Source organism: Reticulibacter mediterranei (genome assembly GCF_016587455.1).
The window spans coordinates 7064446-7087728 of record NZ_BNJK01000001.1 but is presented as its reverse complement, the minus strand read 5'-3'; the positions used below and the strand labels follow the sequence as shown (position 1 = coordinate 7087728).

The window sequence follows — 23283 nt, the reverse complement described above, 5'->3', positions numbered from 1 at the left end:
TCTCTGACCTATACATTATCATAGATCCTGGGCTGTGTGGGCAAATTTCTCACTGTTCAGCTACAATTTGCCCGATTGCACCATCTGTCCCTTCCCTACAAGATATCATGCCTGGCAAGCACGCTTTTCCATCTTCAGGCAGTCGAATAACTCCCACGAATATCATAGATAACTTATATACATATTATTATGAAAAATGATGATAAAAATAACTTGAAAGAATGATATAAATATGGTACTGTTGCAGAACAGGCAAAGATTTGCTGACGGGTCAAAGGAGATACGTATTCATCGTCTGGTTCATTATTCAGCAATCAAGGAGACGTAGTATTTTGATGAGGACATTAGCCCGGCGTCGCTCGCGCGCATTTCCATGGTTTATACTCCTGGCCCTTATCGTTCTTCTATTATCTGCCTGTGGTGGAAATGCCAGTTCCAGCAGCACAGGCGGTTCTGGTAGCGGTGACTCTTCGGTCACTGTCCATCTCGGGTACTTTCCGAACCTGACGCATGCCGTCGCGCTCGTCGGCGTTGCGCGCGGAACCTTTCAGAAGGCATTGGGTTCAAATGTGAAACTTGATACCAAAACGTTCAATGCTGGCCCGGCAGAAATCGAAGCATTATTTGCTGGAGACATCGACATCGGCTACGTTGGTCCCAACCCCGCCATCAATGGCTATGTCAAAAGTAAAGGTGCGGCCTTGCGCATTATTGCTGGCGCATCGAGCGGTGGAGCGCTCTTCATTGTACGTCCCGGAGCCAATATTCATAGCGCGAAAGATTTGAATGGTAAAAAACTGGCAACACCTCAGCTCGGCGGAACACAGGACGTTTCATTGCGCCACTATCTGCAACAGAACGGCCTGAAAACAACCGATAAAGGCGGGACAGTCCAGATTGTCCCGACAGACAATGCTAACATCCTGACTGCTTTCAAGCAGGGAAGCATCGATGGTGCCTGGGTTCCCGAACCCTGGGCAACGCGCCTGATCGTCGAAGACAAAGGTCAGGTGTTTGTCGATGAGCGCACGCTCTGGCCCAACAATGCCTTCACAACCACCGTCGTTGTCGCGAGCAAAAAGTTTCTGGATCAGCATCCCGACCTGGTAGAGAAGTTCCTTCAGGCCCATGTAGAAACTGTTCAATATATCAATAGCAATAGCGATCAGGCAAAAACCCAGGTCAACACTCAACTGAAAGCGCTGACGGGCAAGCCACTGGCAACCCCGGTGATTGACGGAGCATTTAAAAATCTCGACATCACCTACGATCCACTGGCACAATCGCTCTTTAAGGCCGCAGATAGCGCCTACGAACTGGGCTTCCTGGGTACGAGCAAGCCAGATTTGAGTGGCATCTTTGACCTGACCATTCTGAACAAAGTACTCAAGGCCAAAAATCTCTCACCAGTCGCAGGATCGTGAGGAGGAAAAGTATATGAGCATACTGCGCACCACCAGTTCACAGTCACGCGAGAAAATCAATACATCGACCTCATCAAACGATGGTGGAGGAATCTCAATCCGCGTTGAAGGCGTGAGCAAAACCTTTATCAGCCGCGAGAAGACGGTGGAAGCGCTACGCCCCGTTGATCTGGAAGTGGAGGCAGGCGAGTTCGTCTGCTTCCTCGGCCCCAGCGGATGTGGGAAATCAACCTTGCTGAGCATTATTGCTGGCCTGGAAACGGCCAGCAGTGGTGCAATCTACGCCGACGATAAAAAAGTTGATGGTCCTGGTACAGATCGCATCTTGCTGTTCCAGGAAGCGGCGCTCTTTCCCTGGCTCGATGTCCAGGGAAATGTCGAATTTGGTCTGCGTCAAATGGGCATCCCTGCCAAACAGCGAGCGGAGACGGCCCGCCACTTCATCGATACCGTCCACCTGACAGGTTTTGAGCGCAGCTATCCTCATCAGCTCTCGGGAGGAATGCGCCAGCGCGCCGCTATTGCACGAGCATTGGCAATCAATCCAGCCGCCCTCTTAATGGATGAGCCTTTTGGTGCGCTGGATGCGTTTACCCGTGACCGTCTGCATGCTGAGCTGGAATCGATCTGGTCCAGCACACGCAAAACAATCCTGTTCGTGACACACAACGTTCGCGAAGCGGTGGCGCTTGGAGATCGTGTGGTGGTCTTTGCTCCACGCCCCGGACGCATCGTGCGCAACTTCAAGATCGACCTGCCCCGTCCGCGCTCGCTGGAAGATCATAATCTGGTGGATGTGGCATCTGACATTCTCGACGTGCTGCGCTCTGAAATGGAGGCATCCGAGGAGGAGGTAGTTCATGGCACGCGCCATTAATATCAGCGTCCCACGAGTGACCACATGGTCGTGGGGAAAAATAGCGCGGCTGCTTGGCTTTTATGTCATTCTGTTAATCATATGGCAATTGTTATCCCAGAGCGGTCTCTGGGTTTCTTACCTGCTACCAGGCCCTGGGGAGGTAGTGAGCAAGCTTATCAGCGGTTTCGGGGACGGCTCGTTCTTGCAGGCCATTCTCACCAGTCTGCGCCGCCTCGCTATCGGCTACGGCATTTCGCTGGTACTGGGAGTCGTGATGGGCCTGTTGATTGGCCGCAACCGCTATGTCGAAGAGACACTTGGCTCGCTGGTACTGGGACTGCAAGCTCTGCCTAGCGTCTGCTGGATTCCGCTGGCGCTGCTCTGGCTGGGACTGAGCGAACAGGCAATGACCTTTGTTGTAGTCATGGGGGCACTCTTCTCGATCACGCTGGGCGTCGATGCGGGAGTCAAAAATACCCCCCGGTCTATCTGAAGGCGGCACGCAATATGGGAGCGCAAGGGCTAGCCCTTTCGACACAGGTTATCCTTCCCGCCGCCTTGCCAGCGGTGATCAGCGGCCTCAAACAGGGATGGTCCTTCGCCTGGCGTTCGTTAATGGCCGCCGAACTGATCTATCAAACCCTCAGCCTGGGAACGCTGCTGCAAAACGGACGTGATCTCAATGATACGGCCCAGGTCTTCGCCATTATGCTGATTATTATCGTTGTCGGTACTCTGATCGATCTCCTGATCTTCTCTCCGCTTGAGCGCAGCGTACGCGAACGCTGGGGCTTCAACAATAACTAATCTCCTTAAAACAATACAAGCGAGCCGCGATCATGGCTCGCTTGTTTATCTTTTGGCCCAGAGCAACCATTCTCTATCGACAAAAACTCTTCTATGCAAGATAATACAGAAAAGCCGCTATCACCAGCGATTGCTTGATAGAAAAATATAAAGAAATGGGGATGAGTGTTTCCATGCAAAGATGTTCTGCCTGTGGCACTACAAATCAGGCAATCAGCCAGTACTGTGAACGCTGCGGATCTTCTTTAAAGACATATTCCACCTCCACAAGCAGCGAGGTTGAATACACCATTCCCAGTGTGAATATGCCACCTCCTCCCCCGCCGGCTTCAGATCCCTATCAAACAGCATCATCGGCCTACACGGTTCCCTATCTCTCAGGCAACATGCCGCAAGATGAGAAAGCTTATTATCCATCAAACGAGCGAGCATTTTATCATTCAGACCGGAAAACACCAGCGACCCAGGGCATCGGCAGTAAAGTGCTGGGCATTATGCTCTATCTGCTCGGCGCATTCAGCGCGGCGCTCGGTAGCTTTGGCGCTCTCGATAGCTTTGTTGGCGACTCATGGGCAGCCGTCAGTTTGCTCGCAGTCCTGCTGCTCTGTAGTTTCGTCCTCGCCATAGTCCTCATACGCCATCCCTCAACTCATTTCCGCTGGGGGCAACGCCTGTTGTGGTGGTTCGGTGTAAGCGGCCTGATCACACTGATCACCCTGCTCAGCTACGGTATCCTGGACGAGCGTATGAATGGGACGATCCCCGACGCGACAGAGAACGTTCTTTTCGGCAGCGCTTTCATCTGCTATGGCCTGCTCACTATGTTCCTCGCCCTCTGGTAACATATCTTGTTCGTAGTGGAGCGATTGATCGCAGGGCACTTGTCATGCAATCTTCCACCCGCGATCAATCGCTCCACTACGACATCTATTAAACCTCTATCCGAAGCGCCTGCTCTTTCTCCATACGAGAATCAGCGATCTTACCACGCCCTTCAAGGAGAAGCTCCCTTGCTCGCGTCGCGCTCCTGAGATCGATCAGAGCTTCGCTGAACGAGGCATGCAAGGCAGGATCGAGAACGACACGCAAAGCCGCGATTTCAGCACCAACCGATAGATTCTGTTCGGCCTTATAGCGGCGAACCTGCTGCAATAGGGCAAGCAAGGTACTGCCAGTTTGTTCGGCCTCCTCGCTGATCCATCCCGGACGGGCAACGGGCCACGCTGCACGATGGATCGACGAAACACCCTCATATTCGCGGAAAACTCCCTGATAAATCGTCTCCGTGATGTAGGGCAGGTAAGGAGCCAGCATCTTTAAGACCGCAAGCAGAGCATGGTACAGCGTCCAACGCGCTGCATCACGAGCTGCCCCGGCGTCATTATAGAGCCGCGCCTTGACCAGTTCCAGGTAGTTGTCGCACAGGTCGGACCAGAAGAAGCGCTCAACCTCAGCACGCGCCGGGGCATACTCGTTGCGCTCCAATTCGGCGGTGACGTGCGCAATCGTGCGGGCCAGACGCGAGAGCAACCAGCGATCAGTCGGTAGCAGATGCGCAGGTTCGTGCTCCGGTTCCAGATCGAGCAGATGGCGCTCGGCAAAACGGCTGGCGTTCCACAACTTGGTAATCAGCCGCCGTCCGGTGGTCAACAGATCGGGCTGGAAAGGCGTATCGAGGCCCGTCCTGACTGATGTGGCCCAGTAGCGTAACGCATCAGCCGACTCCTGTTCAATCAGGGTCATTGGCGCCATCTCGTTATGCTCCTTCGATTTGGAGATCTTGCCGCGTTCTGCTGAGAGCGCAAAACCAGAGATCATGATTTCGCGCCAGGGAATCTCACCGGTATGATAGAGTGCCTTGACGATCGTATAAAATGCCCAGGTGCGAATAATATCGTGGGCCTGAGGTCGCAAACTGGCAGGAAAATGCTGCGCGAACCAGGCGGGATCGTCCGGCCAGCGCCCGATAATCAGCGGCGAGCAGGACGATGTGGCCCAGGTATCCATAACATCTGGCTCCGGCTCAAAATCGGTCGAACCACAGGCACACGGTCTGGCAGGCGGTGTGACGCGCGGATCGATGGGCAACTCTTCCAGTGTGGCGAGCAGCATCTCCCCACAGCGCCGACACGTCCACGCTGGGAACGAAACGCCGAGAAAACGCTGGCGAGAAATGCACCAGTCCCATTGCAGATTCTCAACCCAATGCTCATAACGGGTGCGCATGTGCTCAGGAGACCAGCGGATACGCTGCCCAGCCTCAAGCAAGCGCTCTTTCTGATCCAGAACGCGAATGAACCACTGACGCGTCTGCAAGTACTCGACCGGCGTACCGCAACGCTCATGAACGCCAACATTATGCTCGATCAACTCCTGCTGCAACAGCAAACCATCGGCGCCCAATTGTTCCAGAATACGTTTGCGAGCTGCGAGAATCGGCAGGCCAGCTAAGGGACCGGTCAACTTGGTCATTCGCCCATCGCGCCCAATCGCTTGCAACAGCGGCAATTGATGTGTGCGCCACCAGTGAACGTCGGTCGAATCGCCAAAGGTGCAACACATAACCGCGCCGCTCCCCTTCTCAGGGTCGGCCAGTTCATCGGCCAGAATAGGAACCTCTATCTCTCCACGCGAAGAGAAGGCTGTACCAGATAGATGCGCGGTCGTCCCGATCAGATGCTGATAGCGCTTATCGTTTGGATGAACGAAGATAGCAACGCAGGCTGGCAGGAGTTCCGGTCGCGTAGTGGCGATGGGCAAACTGCCGCCATCCTGCAAGCGAAACGCAAACGTCGAAAACAGCGTGGGCAGCGTTGCATCATCAACCTCGGCCTGCGCAATAGCCGTCTGGCATTCGGGACACCAGAGCGTCGGGGCAAGTTGCGTATAGGCCCGGCCTGCCTGATACAATTGAAGAAACGACCACTGTGAGGTGCGCTGCGCCTGTGGAGAGATGGTCGAATAGCGATACTGCCAATCGACGCTCAAACTCAAACGCCGCCAGAGCGCCTCGAAGCGATCCTCCGTCTGTTGAACCAGTTCCAGACAATGAGCGATAAACTCCGCACGATCCATCTGCGTTGCTTTACGCTTGATCGTCTTCTCAACAAAGCGTTCGGTAGGCAAGCCATTATCGTCAAAACCCATAGGGTAAAAGACCCGTTCACCGCGCATGCGATGGAAACGCGCAATAACATCGGTTTGAGTGAAGGAGAAACAATGACCGATGTGTAGCTCGCCGGAAACGGTAGGAGGAGGGGTATCAATGCTGTAGATGGGACCGGAACCGTCAGGATCAAATGCATAGAGAGCAGTTTCGGCCCACTGACGAGCCAGGGCAGGCTCAGCCTCGCGGAAGTTATACCGGTTGGGCAACATAGGATGGTACTCCTTTTTGTGTACTAACAACTCTTTGCGCCACCGTCATACAAGGACGAGGGCAGCGCGTACTCGTGGTACCACCTTGTTTCGATAGCCGACTCGCCCAACCTTTGGAGCCTGACTATCCTCTCGTAGCGATAACGGACTACACCGGAATAGCTTATCGCAACAGAGATTGCCTCAGCTATTCGACTCACGAGCCACGTTCAAAGATCGCAACCGAAGGAGGCTCGCACCCGGTGGCCCCCACTCTCTGGCAGTCCGATATCTTTTACTCCGCTCGTTCCAGGTCTTTTGCGTTATGTATCAATAATAGTATCCATTTCTTTGCGACCTGTCAAGTGCCGAAGAGAGAAGGAATAGTAGAGCATAACAGTATCAATTACGGGCTGCATCACATTGCTACAGCGTCAGGAGTGCGTTATAATGGAAAGAACGATGTATCTCGACTCGTTTTTTCGTATGGAGAGGACAAAGATTTTCATGGAGAAAGCTATTCCAGTCGCAACTCCAGAGCAGCAAAACGGCGAAGAGCAGAGAGGCAACGGGGTAATGGAGGCGCAACAGGAGGAGATGCAGGAAGAGATCCTGGAGTTGCCATTATTGCCTATCCGTAATACCGTCCTCATTCCTAATGCCGTCGTTCCCCTTCTGGTCGGACGCGACGCATCTATTAAAGCCGTAGAAGACGCCATCAGCTCCAACCATCTTTTATTCGCGGCAACACAACTCAACGAGAAAGAAGAAAACCCCGATCCACAGGGGGTGTATGAGATAGGGGTCGAAGGCTATATTGATCGCATCTTGAAAATGCCTGATGGCACCATCAGTATTCTGATGCGAGGACAGCGCCGTTTACGCCGTCTCGCCGCGCTTCAGGCCTCCCCCTATATTCGCGTGCAAGCCGAAGTCCTCACGGAAGAGGCCGCGCCTTCTCTGGCATTAGAGGCGCTAAGGCGAGCAGTGCTGGCGCTCTTTGAAAAATGCACCAGACTGAGCAACACTCTTTCGGATGAAGCATATATTACTGCCATGAACATCGATCAGCCGGGCTTCATGGCAGATTTTATTGTCTCCTCACTGGACATTTCGGTGAAAGCCAGACAGCAAATCCTGGAAGCGCTGAACGTCGAACAACGCTTGCAACAGGTCAGTATTTTGCTCTCTCAAGAACTGGATATTCTAGAGCTGGAAAATCACATCCATAGCCAGGTCCAGCAAGAAGTAGACAAAAGCCAGCGCGAATACTTTCTGCGCGAACAACTCAAGGCCATTCAGCACGAACTGGGCGAGGGCGATCCGACGATTCGCGAGGGGCTGGAACTGCGAGAAAAGATCCAGGCCAGCGGCATGCCCGAAGAGGTCAAAACCCGAGCGAACAAAGAGCTGGAGCGCCTCAACGCCCTTCCTTCAATCGCCCCGGACGGAGGTGTGATCCGCAGCTATCTCGACTGGCTGGTCAATCTGCCCTGGGATACCGCAACGATCGATCGCCTGAACGTCAAAGAGGCGGCAACCATTCTCGAAGAAAATCACTATGGGCTGGGCAAGATCAAAGAGCGCATCCTCGAATATATCGCCGTACGCAAGCTCTCTAACAACATGCGCAGCCCCATCCTCTGCTTCGTTGGCCCGCCCGGAGTTGGCAAAACATCCCTGGGACACTCCATCGCACAGGCATTGAACCGCAAGTTTGTGCGCCTCTCGCTGGGCGGTGTCCACGATGAGGCCGAGATTCGCGGCCACCGTCGCACCTATGTCGGAGCCTTACCCGGTCGTATTCTGCAAACCATGAAAACCGCTGGCACAATCAACCCGCTTTTCGTGTTAGATGAGATTGATAAAATTGGAGCCGACTTTCGCGGTGATCCCTCCGCCGCCCTTTTAGAGGTGCTGGACCCGGAGCAGAACAGCGCATTCTCCGATCATTATCTCGAAGTGCCATACGATCTTTCGCGCGTGATCTTTCTCACGACCGCCAACGTCATGCATCCCATCCCGGCAGCCCTGCGCGACCGCCTGGAAATCATCGAGCTGCCCGGCTATACAGAAGATGAAAAGCTGCACATTGCCCGGCAATTTCTCATCGCCAAACAAATGCGCGAACATGGCTTGAAAACGACGCGCATCGAGATTGCGGATGAGGCTGTGCAGCGCATCATCCGCGAATACACCTATGAGGCCGGAGTACGCAATCTGGAACGGGAACTGGCAACTATTATGCGCAAAGTTGCGCGGGAAATCGCGGAAGGGCGGCGTACTAAAACACGGGTCACGGCCAAAACCGTTCCCGAATATCTGGGGCCGCAGCGCCATTATTACGGCACGGCGGAGGAGACAGACGAAGCTGGCGTCGCAACGGGTGTTGCCTGGACGAGCGCTGGCGGCGACCTCATCACGGTTGAAGCAACGCTCATGAGAGGGCGTGGCAATCTGACATTGACCGGGCAGCTTGGTGAGGTGATGCGGGAATCAGCTCAGGCAGCGCTGTCCTATGCCCGCGCACGGGCGGAACAATTTGGACTAGAAAATTGTTTCTATGAGAAGAACGATATTCATTTGCACCTGCCAGCCGGATCGATCCCAAAGGATGGTCCTTCCGCTGGAATCACGATGGCAACGGCTTTAATCTCAGCACTGACCGGACGGCCCACGCACCGCGATGTGGCAATGACCGGCGAGATTACGCTGCGGGGGCGTGTGCTGCCAGTTGGAGGCATCAAAGAAAAAGTGCTGGCAGCTCATAGAGCGGGCATCAAGACCTTTATTCTACCCAAACGCAACCAGAAAGATCTGGATGATGTCCCACAAGAAATCGTAAACGCATTACGTTTTGTTCTGGTAGAGCGCATGGACGAAGTGTTGCCCATTGCCTTACACGCCAGAGCAGGATAAAATAGGGGCATAGTAGATTAAAACGGAAGGAGCGACAAGATGGATTTCTGTGGTCAATGTGGCTTTCAACTGGCCCCTGAAGATACGCGCTGCCCACGCTGTGGAGCGGCCATAGAACCCGGCGAGCCATCAGCGACCGGCAATATGCATCCCAACGCTCCAACAGAGCAGGCGCGTTCATTTATTGCCAATCGCCCCTCGCCAACATCGACACAAGGATATACCCATCCCCCGACGCAACAGAACGAGATGCAGCAAAAACTGGTGCTGCGTCCGGGATGGAGTGACGATAACTATTCAACGGCCGCCGCCTCAGATGCAACAAGCATGATGGATCAACCCATGATGGGGAACGCGTACCCAACGGCCTATCCGCAACAGAGCGCCACCAACTATCCGCCAGCGGGAGGCTTCCCTCCTCAGACATACGGAGGTTTCGCGCCACCGAGCGGCAGACTCTACAACAACACGCCCGTTCCCAACGCATATCCCGGAAGCAGCCCGTACCAGGGCATGCAAGAATCCGTGTCTCACACCTCTAAAGGCCGCTCTGCCGGACTGGTGTTGATCCTGATCGGGCTACTTTTCATCCTGAGTTCGATCCTCCTGTTTATTCTCCAACACAACGGTGCCATTTAAAACGGATGATGCCGCTCCCTTGCACCAAAGAGCATGAGAAAAGGGAGTGCAAGGGTCCAATAAACATGCTACAATACAGACTATGAGTGAACTTCGCAATCAAATCGAACGCATCCAGAAACGCGTTCAGAAAACTATGGTGCGTCTTTGACCTGGCTACCAAAGCCGGACAAATCCAAAAACTTGAAGAAGAAAGCATGGCTGCTGACTTCTGGTCAGATAACCGAAAAGCTCAGGCCCATATGCAGCGGCTCAACGCTTTACGAGAAGAAGTAACCACCTGGGAAGGTATCGCCGCCCAACTCAACGATCTGCACGGATTAGCCGAACTGCTGGAAGAGGAGCCAGACGAAGAGATGCAGGCCGAAGTTGCGCAATCGCTCGTCCCAATCCAGGAGCAGATAGAAAAGCTTGAGTTTGCGCTGATGTTGAACGGAGAGCACGACGAGCACAACGCCATTCTCAGCATTCACGCTGGCAGCGGCGGCGTCGATGCGCAAGACTGGGCGGAAATCCTGCTGCGGATGTATCTGCGCTGGGCCGAACACCACCACTTCCGTACCGAAATCTACGACTACAACGAAGGTGAAGAGGCTGGCGTCAAAAGCGTTACGGTGGAAATCGAAGGGCGCTATGCCTATGGCTATCTGCGCTCAGAAGCTGGCACCCATCGACTGATCCGCCTATCGCCCTTTGATGCGGCTCATCGTCGCCATACCTCGTTTGCCAAAGTGGAGATCATGCCAGATATCGAGGATAGTATCGATATCACCATCCGTCCCGAAGATCTTGACATCGACACCTACCGCTCAACCGGAGCTGGTGGCCAGCACGTCAACAAGACGGACTCGGCGGTACGCATGCGCCACATTCCCACCGGCATCGTCGTGACCTGTCAAAACGAACGCTCGCAGATCCAGAACCGCGAGGTTGCCTTGAAACTGCTCAAAGCACGCCTCTACGAACTGGAACTGAAGAAGCGCGAAGAAGAGACGGCACGCCTCAAAGGTGAACATGTGCAAGCGGACTTCGGCACCCAGATTCGAACAGTGACGGTCCATCCTTACAACATTGTCAAGGATCACCGCACCAATCAGGAAACGGGCAACACCGATGGCTACCTGTCGGGCGACGTTGACCCCTTCATCGACGCCTATCTGCGCGACAAAGCAGGTGGTGTTGTCGCCACTGAGTAGTCACGTCAGGGCAATGCAACAACGCACAAAAAGGAGGGAACGCATTGCCCTGCTCGGTCCTCTCAAGCACGTACAAGGTCGCGCATCCCATCATAACGCTCGGGATACCGCAGCTTACGCAGAGCCTTGACCTCAATCTGACGAATACGTTCCCGCGTGAGATGAAATAACATGCTGACTTCATCAAGAGAGAGCGAATGTCCATCCTTTAGACCATAGCGCATCTCAATGATCGTGCGCTCACGCTGGTTCAACACTGTCATCGCCTGCTCAATATGCTCGCGTTGCGCCTGCAACGCCACTTGATCTACCACAGCATAAGTATTGCTATCCTCAATGACATCGGCGAGATGATACTCCTCATCATCGGCCATCGGTGCATCCAGCGATACAGGCTGCTCTGAGACATTGAGCAACTCTACCACACGATCTCTTGGCAAGCCCACCTCAAGCGCAATCTGTTCGGGCAATGGCTCCAATCCCTGCTCCTGATACATGCGGCGGGCGATGCGTTTGATTTTGTAAATAAGTTCCACCACATGGACCGGAATATGAATACTGCGTGAATGCTCGGCAATAGCGCGGCTGATGGCCTGGCGAATCCACCAGGTAGCATAGGTACTGAAGCGAAAACCACGCTTGTAATCAAATTTCTGCGTGGCGCGCATCAGACCAATATTACCCTCCTGAATTAAATCGAGCAGCGGCAACCCCTGATTAGCGTAGCGCTTGGCGATACTGACCACGAGACGCAAATTGGCTTCGATGAGCCTCTGGCGCGCCTGCTGATCCCCCTCGGCAATCCGCTCTGCCAGACGACACTCCTGCTCAGCCGAAAGGAGAGGGTACATGCCAATCTCTTTGAGATACTGCTTCACCGAATCATCAACGGCAGTACGCTGATCCTCATTGCCCTCACAGGCTTCGTCCGTCTCCTCTTCAAAAAATCCCTTCTCCATGCTAAGATCAGCTCTCTCATCAAGATATTCTCGTGCCATCGAGTTCTCTTCCAACGCAACAGATCTGTTCCCACTCACACGACGAGATGCTTTACGTACTCCCACAACCAGTACTCCTTCATTCACACTCAAGGGTCAAACTAGAACATCAAAAAATAGCTTGCAGACGAGGACGCAATCAAATATGCCGTCCGAAAAATACTCTCCCATCTTTTTTCTTTGCAAGAGTTGTGCCAAAGCGAAAAAGGACTGGCGGAGAAATCGAGAGCGAAGAGATCAGAGCAGCAAAGCCGCGCATGGATTTCAGCGTCAGGGATGAGATAAGAAAAATGATAAAGAGATGAACAGAAAGTCATGAAGTATGAAGAGATTTCCATAATGTGAGGAAAATTCCCCAATGCACTCTGCGAACAGGAAGCAGGGAGTAGAAGGGGTCACAGGACGTATTGGACGATACATAGACATGCTTGACTAGTCTTGTAACACCTGTTATGCTGAAGATAAGCAGCAATAGACCCCGTGTGACAGGGGAGGGTTGCGACAATAAGCAATGGAACGGTTGTGATTGTGCTATGCCTTTTGTCCTATCTCTCGTGCAATTTGTGTGAGCAGTGATGGTAAAGGGATTGGAATATCTTTTTCCTAATGAATATGAAGATTTCTTCACATACCTGCTGACAGAGAAGAAGAGTTGTGGTATGATAGTGAAGGCATGGATTAGACCTGCTGTGGGGATGCGGATGCAGCGGCGGAGGCTCCCCCATCGGCTTACTTTCTCGCTAAGCCTCGTCTGGCATTTGTCTGTCAGACGATAATACCTCCAGAGAAGAAGGAAGGAGGCGATTTCGTGGAAAACGCATTTCCCCGGTGTCGCAAATGTGGTGAAGGTGATCTGGTACCGCTTTCGGATTTCGGTAGCCAGGGAGCTTCCATTGAGTACAAGGCGTGGGTTTGCACCAACCCGTCGTGCCTGTACAATATTAAGATCCGTAATGGCGACATAATCATTAATGAGCCGATCAGTGATGGCTCGCTCCACACTTATCGTAGCGGTCGCCAATAAGGGTGGAGTACGGTGTTAGACAACACGTTTTTGGGCGGTTTCGACCGCTCATTAACGTGAACACATTCGGGCAGAAGTGCTGCTTATTTGTTAACAGCCTTTTGCCTCTATCATGTAGAGGGACAATCATTTTCATTGTATAATGAGATGATCTGATGCCCTCTTCTTTGAGTTTGCGAGGGAACACTGATCGCTTCGGAACGTAAATAGCAATAAAGGAGTCAATGCAGACGTGCTCAATCGCTTCTTTGGGCAGAAACCGCAAGAAGACCCCAAAAAAGATCAAGCACCCGCTCAGGAGCAGGCGCAACCCGCACCAGAGCAGCGCTTGAACTTTCTCGGTCGGACGCGACAACTGTTCAGTCGCCTGGGCAATACTGTTCAGGAGACAGATACGATTACAGATGATTTGTGGGATGAGTTGGAAGAGTCGCTGCTGGCGGCAGATGTCGGCCCTGGCACAACCGATTGGTTGATTGAGCGCCTGCGCCAGCGGGTCGAAGAAGAGCATATGCGCACCGGCTCACAGGTGCAACGAGCATTACGCGAAGAACTGGCAAGCTTGCTTGGTCCCTCCTCTTCATTGCGCTTCGCCAAACAATCTCCACTCACCGTCATTCTGGTCATTGGCGTCAACGGATCAGGTAAAACGACCAGCATCGCGAAAATGGCCTATCGCCTCTCACGCGAGGGGCAAAAGGTGCTGCTGGCAGCTGGAGATACGTTTCGCGCTGCCGCCATCGATCAGCTCAAAGAATGGGGTGAGCGCGTCGGTGTACCGGTGATCAGCCAGCATCCCAACTCCGATCCTGGTGCGGTCGTCTATGATGCAATCCAGGCTGCCCAGACGCGCGGCAGTGATGTGCTGATTGTGGATACGGCAGGCCGCTTGCATACCAAATTCAACCTCATGGAAGAATTAAAGAAAATTAACAAAGTCATCCAGAAATTCATCCCGGACGGTCCCCATGAGTTGTTGATGGTTATCGACGCCACCACCGGGCAGAACGCGCTCCTACAGGCGCGCAAATTTGCCGAAGATATTGGTTTGACAGGAGTCATCATTACAAAGATGGATAGTACCGCCAAGGGGGGATTTGCATTCGCCGTCGCAGATGATTTAGGTGTGCCTATCAAGTTCATCGGCACCGGCGAAAAGGTCGAGAATCTCATCCCCTTTGACCCGCAGAGCTTTGTAACAGCGCTCTTTGCACAGGAGTAAGTAGGAAGAGGTTCTTGTATGGTGAAAGAAGCGGCTGCTCCCTCTACCGAGCAGACATCCCCAAATGACCGCACCTTGTCTGCGGTGGGCAATATCGCCGTAAAATGCCCGAAGTGTAGGGAGATACTCTATGGACGCGATCTGGAAAAAAACCAGAAAGTGTGTCCGCGTTGTAGTCATCACTTCAGAATCAATGCACGTGAACGTATCAAATTGCTGGTGGATGAGGGCAGCTTTGTTGAGATCGATGCCGACATAATCCCGACCGACCCGCTACATTTCGTGGTCAGTCCTCCCAATCAGGCGAAAAGCATTGATTACGCCAGCAAGCTTGTTGAAGAGCGCAAAAAGGCCGACCAGAACGAGGCCATCATCAGCGGTTACGCCACCATCGATGGCAAACCGATTGCGCTGGCAGTGATGGATTTCTTCTTTATGGGTGGCAGCATGGGATCTGTCGTTGGCGAAAAGATCACTCGTGCTATCGAACTGGCAATGAAGCAGCGCATTCCTATGCTCATTGTCTCGACCTCCGGTGGTGCTCGCATGCAAGAAGGTATTTTTTCGCTCATGCAGATGGCGAAAATCTCTGCGGCGCTCGCACGGCTGGGAGAGCTGGCTCTGCCTTATTTTAGCCTGCTGACCGATCCCACAACAGGCGGCGTTTCTGCCAGTTTTGCATTCCAGGGCGATGTCATCCTGGCCGAACCAGGGGCGCTGATCTGTTTTACCGGTCCCCGTGTAATTGAGGGCTTCATGCACATTAAAGTGCCAGAAAATACCATCAATTCCGATTTTGCCCTCCAGCATGGTATGATTGATGCTGTGGTACATCGACGTGAGTTACACCAGACGCTTGCACGCCTGCTCCATATGTACCCGACAATAACGAAATAAATACTTTATATCTTCAATCAAAACAAATAGAGGATAGAACGTAAAATGGCTTACGACCTGGAATTCGAGAAGCCGCTGGCGGACCTGGAAAAAAAGATCAATGCGCTACAACGCAAAGGGGATCGACTGAAACCAGACGAGCAGGCGCAATTGCAGACGTTGGAGAACGAGCTGCGCACGCGCACAGAAGAGATCTATAAAAATCTGACCGCCTGGCAGACGGTACAAGTGGCTCGCCACAAGGATCGCCCTTACTCTCTAGATTACATCAAATTCATGTGCGACGATTTCTTCGAACTGCATGGAGACCGCTCCTATGCCGACGACCATGCTATCGTTGCGGGCCTGGCAACCCTGGACGGGCAAACGGTAATGCTGATCTGCCATCAGAAGGGTCGCGACATGAAGGACAAGCAGTTTCGCAACCTCGGCATGCCACACCCGGAGGGATATCGCAAGGCCCAGCGTATGATGCGCCAGGCGGAGAAATTTGGGATTCCGCTGGTGACACTCATTGATACTGCTGGCGCGTCCGTGGCGCTCCCCGACGAAGAGCGAGGGCAGTCGGAGGCGATTGCGGCCAGCCTCTATTTAATGGCTCGCCTGCGCGTCCCCATCGTTGCCACAGTGATTGGCGAAGGCAACAGCGGTGGCGCTTTAGGAATCAGTATCGCAGACCGTATCTTGATGATGGAACATAGCTACTATACAGTGGCAGCTCCAGAGGCGGCGGCGGATATTTTAAAGTTTGGTGGGGCACATGCTGCGCTGGCGGCTGAAGGACAACGTATTCGTGCTAAAGACTCACTGGAGTTCCATATCGCAGACGAGCTGGTGCCCGAACCGCTCGGCGGGGCACATCGCAACTATCGTCAGGCGGCGGAGTCGCTGAAAGCGGTGCTGTTACGCCATCTGACAGAATTGAAACAGATGACGCCAGACGAATTGCTGGAAAAACGCTATCAGAAGTTTAGAAACATTGGACATTTTGGGCGAGAAACGACCACAGAAACTTCGCAAATCCAGGTCTAACCTCTTGACTTCTGATCCGAGATGCGCTATTATAAGCACCACCAGAGATGCATAACAAAGCGCATCTCGGATGAGCCGGTGTGGCGGAACGGTATACGCGCTTGTCTCAAAAACAAGTCCCGCAAGGGTTGAGGGTTCGAATCTCTCCACCGGCATAACCCCTCCTCTCAAGAAAAAGGAATCCAGACCCAGACCCGATTTTCTCCTCATTGGCAAGCTCTCATTCTCAGGTATCCCTTTCCTTGAAGGCTGAAGACGCAAGCAGCAAGGCATGAGCGAACTTGCCCTTGAAAGGATGGTCTTCTCTGCTTAAGCCGCCGGGTGATGACATCTCTCTACCCGAGATCCAGCCCTTTCCACACAACAACGCACGGGAGCGTCTCTCCTGCTCGGTGACCTTCTCAAAGGACTTCGCCCATATCGTGAAGTCCACTCCCGTTTTGCACGAGCATCCCTTGACAGTTGCGATTGCTTTCAGGTATACTCCTTTATAGTTGGTTAACCAACTACTATAAAACAACTAGGAGGCAACGCATAATGGCGACACGACAGACGGACAGACGCGATCGACCACGACGAGCGTCTGTCCACCTATGAGGCAGGTGTCCAGGAGCTAGTGCTCTGATTCCCAGACGCAACCAAACAGGAGAGCCTACGTCGCTTCGCCAAAGCGTTCATCTTCTAACTAGTGAGTAAGCAATACGACCGGATATCCATACGAATGGACGACAGAGATTGAGAAAGGGCAAGAAAAATGACGGCAGACCTCACCATGAACACACCCGATGACCAACAGATGGACCAGGCCACATTGGAGCACAACCGCGCGACTGTGCAGGCCTTTATCAACCTGGCCTTCAACGACAAGAAGGTGCAGGAGGCGGTGACCAAGTACGTCGGTTCTGCCTACATCCAGCACAATCCCCGCATCCCTGATGGCATCGATGGTCTTCTCACTTTCGCGTCTTCCCTGCAAGCGCAGTTCCCGCTGGCGCACAGTGATATCAAGCGGATCATTGCCGAGGGAGACCTGGTGGTAGTCCACAGCAAGGTTACCTACTCCCCAAACGATCAGGGGGCCGCAGCGGCTGACATCTTTCGTCTGGAGCAGGGCAAGATCATCGAGCACTGGGACGTTCTACAGGAGATCCCAGCCACTTCCGTGAACAATAACACCATGTTCTGACGAGCCCAGCCTCTCTTCCGTGCCACCCTCCTTAGTTGTGGAAGAAGGATGGCGCGAGATTCGCACAACGGGTGACCCGCGTTCTGGCCAACACAGTTCGCTTCTGCTACCATACCTACTCGCATTCCCAGACGTGCAGGTGGTCACCCTGAGCAAGGCATTGGCTGTCATGGGGCAAATCGACTTTAATCATGTATCCTTCTTGAAGGAGACAGTACAATGAAAATCAAGTGGAACGCCGCTGATATGTCCAACCTCGAAGGTCGGACGGCAGTCATCACCGGGGCCAGCAGCGGGATCGGCTATGAGATTGCGCTCCAGTTAGCTGCACATCATGCACACGTCGTGCTTGCGTCCAGGAATCAAGGCCGGACGGAGCAGGTCGCACGCCAGATAGCAACGATGCTGCCAGAAGCGAGCATCGAAGCGCAAGTGCTTGATTTAGCCAATCTTGCCTCTATCCGTCGCTTTGCCGAGACGTTCTCCCAGCGTCACCAGGGTCTCGATATCCTGGTGAACAATGCTGGCATTGCGGGTGGTCCCCGTCGTCAGACAATCGACGGCTTCGAGATGCACTTCCAGGTCAATTATCTCGGCCATTTTGCGCTCGTGGGCCTGCTGCTGCCCTCGCTGTGTTCACGGGCAGGATCGCGTGTGGTAACCACATCCAGCACTATCGCCAGCCAGGGAAAGATCGATTTTGACGATCTACAGGCAGAGCGCACCTACAAGTGGATCAGAGCCTATGCTCAATCAAAACTCGCGAATCTGCTCTTCGCTTTTGAACTGGACCGCCGCTGCCAGGCCGTTGGAGGTGGCATGAGCAGCCTTTCTGTCCATCCAGGCGTCGCCAGAACCAACCTGCTCACCGGTAAAGAGTCTGACTGGGGGCGCCCACGGCGGGGAACGGAGATCCTGATCCGAGTCCTCCAGATCGTGCTCGCACACCCAGCGGCTCGGGGAGCACTTCCGGCTCTCTACCAGGCAACCGATCCTTCCGCCAGAAGCGCCGAGTATATTGGCATCTCGGAGGGAATAGGTGGTGGCTATCCGGTAGTGAGTAAGGTTCCGCCCGCCGCACTTGATCATGTGACAGCGCAACATCTCTGGAATGTGTCGGAAGAACTGACCGGAGCCCGATACGATCTGCTTACTCAGGCCACGGGGTCGGCGTGCAGTATCGAGCCGTTGGGGTGAATCCCACCGAGGAGGGTTTCCTTGAGAAAATTGAGGAGCAGCTAGATGACCAAAACATTTCATATGACCAGCGGCATGAAGATTGGAACCGCCATTCTCACGGCTCTGTTACGGGCCGGATTTCCTTTGGGTCCTCTGACCCTGCTCTCCGTTCGAGGACGCAAGAGCGGGAAGGTCTATACTACTCCCGTGGCATTGGTTGAACAGGATGGCAGGAGCTTTCTGGTTGCGGCCTTTGGGGTGGTGAACTGGGTGAAGAATATTCGTGCCGCTGGTCAAGTGTGGCTCATGCGCGGATGGCACACAGAATCGATGGGAGTCGTCGAGCTTGAGGCAAGAGAGGCAGCACCCATCCTCAAGCGATTTCTCCAAAGCTTTCAGAGAGTGCCGTTTATCCCGCCGTACTTTGACGTGACCCCGAAGTCCTCGCTCGCCGATTTTGAGCGGGAAGCGATGCACCATCCCGTGTTTTGCCTTGTGAGCACAAAGGTGATGCAGGAGTAGACAGTATGCCAGCTTTCACACATACGGCATGAAGTAACAACAGGTAGGTCTTATAGTAATGCAGCAGCCATTCGAAACACCGGAGAAAAAAGAAGGCTCCCTCTCAGGTTCGCGCGGCTTCGCTGATGAACTGCAAAGCGCTTGTACACTTCGTTGGCGGGCCTAAGAGTCCGCCAACCTTGAAAAAGAAGAGAGCATGCGCCCCCATCCTAACATCCTCCAGTTTAATTCTCGTGCGCGGAGCAAACCATCACCCAACGCATCAAACGGGGAATTTGTTTGTCTTCCTCCGTCATCACCGCTATGAGTTGTTTGGAAACGCCTTTCAAGAAGAACTCGCCACACTCTATGCACCAGCCACCCATTGCTCCAGCACTACTGGCACTGGCAACCATCGTGCAAACCTACACAGGAGTCTCGGACGATGAGGTGATTGAAGACGAAATACTGGTTCAGTACCTTGCCCCCGAGACTTCTTTGGAGCGACTGATCACACTGGCCCATGCTCGCTGGGCCAGTGTGCAGTTTTACGAAGATGCGAAACAGGAATGTGGCTTGGATCATTACCAGGGACGCAGTTGGAACGGCTTGCATCGGCACTTGGCCCTGGCCCTGTTGGCCTACAGCTTTCTCATGCTTCATCGCCTCACTCTTCCTCTGCCTCCCGAGGAGGCGTTTTCCCCCTGCATCACGCGAAGCTCGCTGCCTGGCGTGCATCGACAGGTGCTGCTCTGGCTGTTCCAGGATCTCGTCCTCTGGCTTCTTCAGACTGAACAGGTCCAAACGTTCCGTCCTCGAAGAAACTAACAAAGTAGTAATCGTGACACGGGCAACTAATAGATCACAAAGAGAGCAGCAGGTGCGGAGGTGCTCAAACCCGCTGGAGGAGGCTGTAGAGGGTTCCAGTGCGCCCAGTAACCAGCTTTTTTGAAGTTTTCCCACAACATCCGATTAAAACCAAGAGCAAACACAGACAGACGCCCATCTCCCACACCATCGCCTCCCTTGACAATGGCTGCCGCAGGAGACGAGTTGATAGTGTTACTATCAATGTTCTCCCATCCTCCCCACCTGCCAGCCCAAAACGTTCTCTCTGAAAGCCCATTGGCGGTATTACGTACGAAGACATGTAATTGCCCGGGAACTGCACTGGTGACAGCAGGACTCGAAGTCAAGATCCCTCCCAGATCTTGCCAATTCGTCCAACGGCCATGATCGAACACCTTGTCCTCTAATGCATTGGCATACGAGCTACGTACAAACACATCAATGCGCCCCTGGCCCCAGGAGATCGCCGCTGGGTCGCCAACGAAATTGCCATTACTCAGTGTTTCCCAGTCATGCCAACCGTTATTGAACCATTTGTGAACCAGCGCATGCCCCACAAATGCGAACACATCCAGACGCCCTGGTCCCCAACTGGCAACGGTAGGAGCAGAGGTGAGGGGATGGACGGTCTCAATAATGAGCCAACTGGTAGATGTCGGCGGTGCCAGCGTTTCCCATTGAGACCACTTCCCATTATCGAACCAGACGTGATCAAGAAACCCATTCGTCTTATTCGTGCTCAGAAAATCACGAGCAAACACATCAATTCGTCCCGGCCCCCAGGAGACAACAGAAGGAGCCGAATCGATATGCCCACCAAGACTATGCCAAGGGGACGCGATACCTGTAGCCAGGTTCGTTGAACGGTGCCACAGAGCATTATCGGCACCACGCACGAATACATCCAGATGAGCCATACCATCTTGAGCTTGCGTGCGTATAGTAGCCCCGTTCTGCTGTTTGCTGATCGTCGTTTGAGCATGGACCGCCGCGACTTGAGGAACCTGGAACCCTCCCAAAAGCACGCCTATTAGCAGCGCCAGGGCAATAGCGATAGCGCTGCTACGACAAGCGCGGGCACGAGGTCCACCCACCAATTCCCACAAAGATTTTTTCATGAAATGTCTCCTTCTCGATGACCCACCCCGTTTCTCATGGGCATCTGAGGGTCAAAAAGATCTTTTCTGCGCTTCTTCAGGAAGATATGGGAGCAAACAAGACGTAACTCCATGTCCCACCATTCCTTGAGTGAAACAGAGAGATCTCCCAGTTGCATAGTTAATCTGGAAACACCCCATTGGATTTCACAGTAGCATGCATGTGGATAGTAGGAAGGCCAACACGTTCGAGAACTCAGTTGGTATTTCCCTACAACATCACGCCACAGCGTCCAATGCCTCTCCCAGAGTGCGAGGGACATATCTCTGCCATAACAGTATAGCCAGAGGCCCCAAAAAGCACATCTGTAAAAGTACCAGGGTAGACCTGCTTCCCTGAGAAGGAAAAGCAGGTCTACCCTGGTACTTTTACAGATGTGCGCAGGCAGAACTGCCAGTAAGACGACACCAGTAGAGTTTTTTCGCTATATATGTTGAAAGAGGCACAAATCACTACGATGAACAAATATGCAATAACATTTAGTAAAAATGGTTGTGCTGTAACTTTAAGTCAGCGCGAAAAAAGTGTATAATAAGCGCTCATATGGCTACCCAGGCTTGTTTGTCCAGAGAGGATCGTCTGGGTATGGAATTCTGATGAGGTGTTTTTTTATGGTAATGCATGTGGGTCAGGACATTGGCAACTATCGCCTCCTGGCCGAGATTTCACATGGTCAGTTTGCTATTATCTATCAAGCAGCACATCGCATTTTGACCAATCGTTTTGTCGCGTTCAAACTCCTCTATACGGCCCAATTACCGGCTCAGGGAGATCAGGAAGATTTTTTCCGCGAAGCCCGTGTGCTGGCAGCGTTACAGCATCCTCATATTCTTCCGCTCATTGATGCCAATATCTATGAGGGATTTCCATATATCATTACCGAGTTTGCCGCACATGGTTCCTTGCGCAACAGACTCAATCGTCGGCCAGCTGTCCCACTATCGGTAGACGAAGCGCTCCTCGTCTTGCAGCAAGTGGGCGAGGCGTTGCACTTTGCACACCAGCATAACATTGTACACAGCGACGTGAAACCCGAAAACATCCTTTTCCATGCCAACGCTCAAGCGGTTCTGGCCGATTTTGATATTGCCCGCGTGTTGAGCAGAGCAAATGCGGCAGCTCAGAGCCTGGGAGGAACGGCCGCTTACATGTCACCTGAACAATTTCAAGGGAAGGTCCGTAAAGAAAGCGATCAGTATGCGCTGGCGTGCATCGCCTATGAACTGCTTACGGGAAAACGCCCCTTTCGTGGAGAGGATCAGGCAGCATTGATGCATGCCCACCTTTATGAACAACCACCAGTTCCCTCACAGCTCCGCACCAGCCTGCCACCGCAGGTGGATGCGGTCATTCTTAAAGCGATGGCAAAAAAGTATACTGACCGCTATAAAGATATCTCTGGCTTTCTAGCTGCTCTCAACACCGCAATAGAAGCCGGAAAACCACATAAATGGTCGCCTCTAGTCTTAAAAAGCACTGCCGCAACGAGGGAGAGCGACTCCACAATTTATTACGAAAAAACAGAGATCAGTATACCAGAAGAGGTAATAGCTCCTGAAACAGGTCATACTGCTCCGGTCGCTAAAAAACGTCGTACAACGAAGGCTGTCGCTGCTGAGAAGACTGCTGCACCCCAACGAGTCAGAGCAACCCCCGTCAAAGCAAAAACTGCTCAAAGGAAACAGGCCGATCCTACAGAAGAGAAAAAGCCTGCCGTCAAGAGATCGACAAACAAGGCAAAGACGAAGCAAACAACTTCAAAAGCAATCGAGGTAGATGCTCATTCATCAGAGAAGAAGGTGGTGAGAAAAAAACGTCCGGCATCGGTTGCAAAAAAAAAACGCTGTGGATGAGCCACAGGCAAAAACACCTGTCCGCAAAGCCCGTACCGTGAAGAAGGCTGAGGATACGCCTGCGAAATCTCCAGTGGCAAAGAAAAGAACAACACGTGCGCGGAAAGAAGGGGCAACAGGTACATTGTAAACGCCATCTATGGGCACCTTCTTCTATGTGGGGCCCGATGGCAAGCAGTTGGG

The 23283-nt window shown here is 53.1% G+C and carries 19 protein-coding genes, 1 tRNA gene and 1 other annotated feature; of the genes, 17 read left to right on the top strand and 3 right to left on the bottom strand.

Translation table 11 applies throughout. The annotated features are described in order from the left end of the window. The first annotated feature begins 335 nt into the window (after positions 1 to 335). The 5 genes from K3T83_RS30640 to K3T83_RS30620 all read left to right on the top strand — a co-directional run bounded on the left by K3T83_RS30640 (position 336) and on the right by K3T83_RS30620 (position 3932). Positions 336 to 1424, top strand: coding sequence for an ABC transporter substrate-binding protein (locus K3T83_RS30640; RefSeq protein ID WP_220208334.1), 1089 nt, complete (start codon positions 336 to 338; stop codon positions 1422 to 1424). 13 nt (positions 1425 to 1437) lie between these two features. Next, positions 1438 to 2301, top strand: a complete 864-nt coding sequence (locus K3T83_RS30635; protein WP_220206715.1) for an ABC transporter ATP-binding protein — start codon at positions 1438 to 1440, stop codon at positions 2299 to 2301. Then, positions 2285 to 2776 (top strand): ABC transporter permease, encoded by a 492-nt coding sequence (locus K3T83_RS30630; protein ID WP_220206714.1) that lies wholly within the window; start codon positions 2285 to 2287, stop codon positions 2774 to 2776. Before K3T83_RS30635 ends, K3T83_RS30630 begins: the two co-directional genes overlap by 17 nt. Before the next feature lie 14 nt (positions 2777 to 2790). Then, the gene (locus K3T83_RS30625) at positions 2791 to 3090 is read left to right on the top strand and encodes an ABC transporter permease (protein WP_220206713.1); all 300 of its coding nucleotides are present in this window, start codon (positions 2791 to 2793) and stop codon (positions 3088 to 3090) included. 173 nt (positions 3091 to 3263) lie between these two features. Continuing rightward, on the top strand, positions 3264 to 3932 hold the full coding sequence (locus K3T83_RS30620) for a zinc ribbon domain-containing protein (RefSeq protein WP_220206712.1): 669 nt from the start codon (positions 3264 to 3266) through the stop codon (positions 3930 to 3932). Positions 3933 to 4020: 88 nt separating this feature from the next. Here the strand turns inward: K3T83_RS30620 and K3T83_RS30615 are convergent, their stop codons facing one another. Further along, a complete protein-coding gene (locus K3T83_RS30615) occupies positions 4021 to 6468 on the bottom strand; it encodes a valine--tRNA ligase (RefSeq protein ID WP_220206711.1) in 2448 nt (815 codons plus the stop codon). Between the two features lie 48 nt (positions 6469 to 6516). After that, positions 6517 to 6768 (bottom strand) — a binding site (T-box leader). A gap of 129 nt (positions 6769 to 6897) precedes the next feature. Between K3T83_RS30615 and lon the strand changes: the two genes are divergently transcribed. The 3 genes from lon (at position 6898) to prfB (ending at position 11201) form a co-directional block, all read left to right on the top strand. Further along, complete coding sequence (gene lon, locus K3T83_RS30610; RefSeq protein ID WP_220206710.1) at positions 6898 to 9366, top strand: endopeptidase La; 2469 nt, start codon at positions 6898 to 6900, stop codon at positions 9364 to 9366. A 39-nt stretch (positions 9367 to 9405) separates the two neighbouring features. Beyond that, the gene (locus K3T83_RS30605; RefSeq protein WP_220206709.1) at positions 9406 to 10005 is read left to right on the top strand and encodes a hypothetical protein; all 600 of its coding nucleotides are present in this window, start codon (positions 9406 to 9408) and stop codon (positions 10003 to 10005) included. 82 nt (positions 10006 to 10087) lie between these two features. Continuing rightward, positions 10088 to 11201 (top strand): peptide chain release factor 2 gene (gene prfB, locus K3T83_RS30600; RefSeq protein ID WP_220206708.1). Its coding sequence is split into 2 segments (ribosomal slippage): positions 10088 to 10153 and positions 10155 to 11201, totalling 1113 coding nucleotides; the frame shifts between segments, so codons are not numbered across the junction. Between the two features lie 62 nt (positions 11202 to 11263). Here the strand turns inward: prfB and K3T83_RS30595 are convergent. Further along, positions 11264 to 12265, bottom strand: a complete 1002-nt coding sequence (locus tag K3T83_RS30595; RefSeq protein WP_236065023.1) for a sigma-70 family RNA polymerase sigma factor — start codon at positions 12263 to 12265, stop codon at positions 11264 to 11266. A gap of 1190 nt (positions 12266 to 13455) precedes the next feature. Between K3T83_RS30595 and ftsY the strand changes: the two genes are divergently transcribed. From ftsY to K3T83_RS58025, 8 genes are all read left to right on the top strand, one after another. Beyond that, positions 13456 to 14445, top strand: a complete 990-nt coding sequence (ftsY, locus tag K3T83_RS30590; protein WP_220206707.1) for a signal recognition particle-docking protein FtsY — start codon at positions 13456 to 13458, stop codon at positions 14443 to 14445. An 18-nt stretch (positions 14446 to 14463) separates the two neighbouring features. Beyond that, positions 14464 to 15342: an acetyl-CoA carboxylase, carboxyltransferase subunit beta gene (accD, locus tag K3T83_RS30585; protein ID WP_220206706.1), complete on the top strand. Its 879-nt coding sequence runs from the start codon at positions 14464 to 14466 to the stop codon at positions 15340 to 15342. 45 nt (positions 15343 to 15387) lie between these two features. After that, the gene (locus tag K3T83_RS30580; RefSeq protein ID WP_220206705.1) at positions 15388 to 16374 is read left to right on the top strand and encodes an acetyl-CoA carboxylase carboxyltransferase subunit alpha; all 987 of its coding nucleotides are present in this window, start codon (positions 15388 to 15390) and stop codon (positions 16372 to 16374) included. 74 nt (positions 16375 to 16448) lie between these two features. Then, a tRNA-Leu gene (locus K3T83_RS30575) sits at positions 16449 to 16529 on the top strand. Between the two features lie 599 nt (positions 16530 to 17128). Next, complete coding sequence (locus K3T83_RS30570) at positions 17129 to 17560, top strand: nuclear transport factor 2 family protein (RefSeq protein ID WP_220206704.1); 432 nt, start codon at positions 17129 to 17131, stop codon at positions 17558 to 17560. A 219-nt stretch (positions 17561 to 17779) separates the two neighbouring features. Next, on the top strand, positions 17780 to 18757 hold the full coding sequence (locus K3T83_RS30565) for an oxidoreductase (RefSeq protein WP_220206703.1): 978 nt from the start codon (positions 17780 to 17782) through the stop codon (positions 18755 to 18757). A 45-nt stretch (positions 18758 to 18802) separates the two neighbouring features. Next, positions 18803 to 19261 (top strand): nitroreductase family deazaflavin-dependent oxidoreductase, encoded by a 459-nt coding sequence (locus K3T83_RS30560; protein ID WP_220206702.1) that lies wholly within the window; start codon positions 18803 to 18805, stop codon positions 19259 to 19261. A 348-nt stretch (positions 19262 to 19609) separates the two neighbouring features. Then, on the top strand, positions 19610 to 20068 hold the full coding sequence (locus K3T83_RS58025; protein WP_220206701.1) for a hypothetical protein: 459 nt from the start codon (positions 19610 to 19612) through the stop codon (positions 20066 to 20068). 26 nt (positions 20069 to 20094) lie between these two features. On the opposite strand, the gene K3T83_RS30550 is transcribed toward K3T83_RS58025, so the two are convergent. Further along, positions 20095 to 21207: a PLL family lectin gene (locus tag K3T83_RS30550; protein WP_220206700.1), complete on the bottom strand. Its 1113-nt coding sequence runs from the start codon at positions 21205 to 21207 to the stop codon at positions 20095 to 20097. 651 nt (positions 21208 to 21858) lie between these two features. Between K3T83_RS30550 and K3T83_RS30545 the strand changes: the two genes are divergently transcribed. Continuing rightward, the gene (locus K3T83_RS30545; RefSeq protein ID WP_220206699.1) at positions 21859 to 23100 is read left to right on the top strand and encodes a serine/threonine protein kinase; all 1242 of its coding nucleotides are present in this window, start codon (positions 21859 to 21861) and stop codon (positions 23098 to 23100) included. Positions 23101 to 23283: the final 183 nt, after the last annotated feature.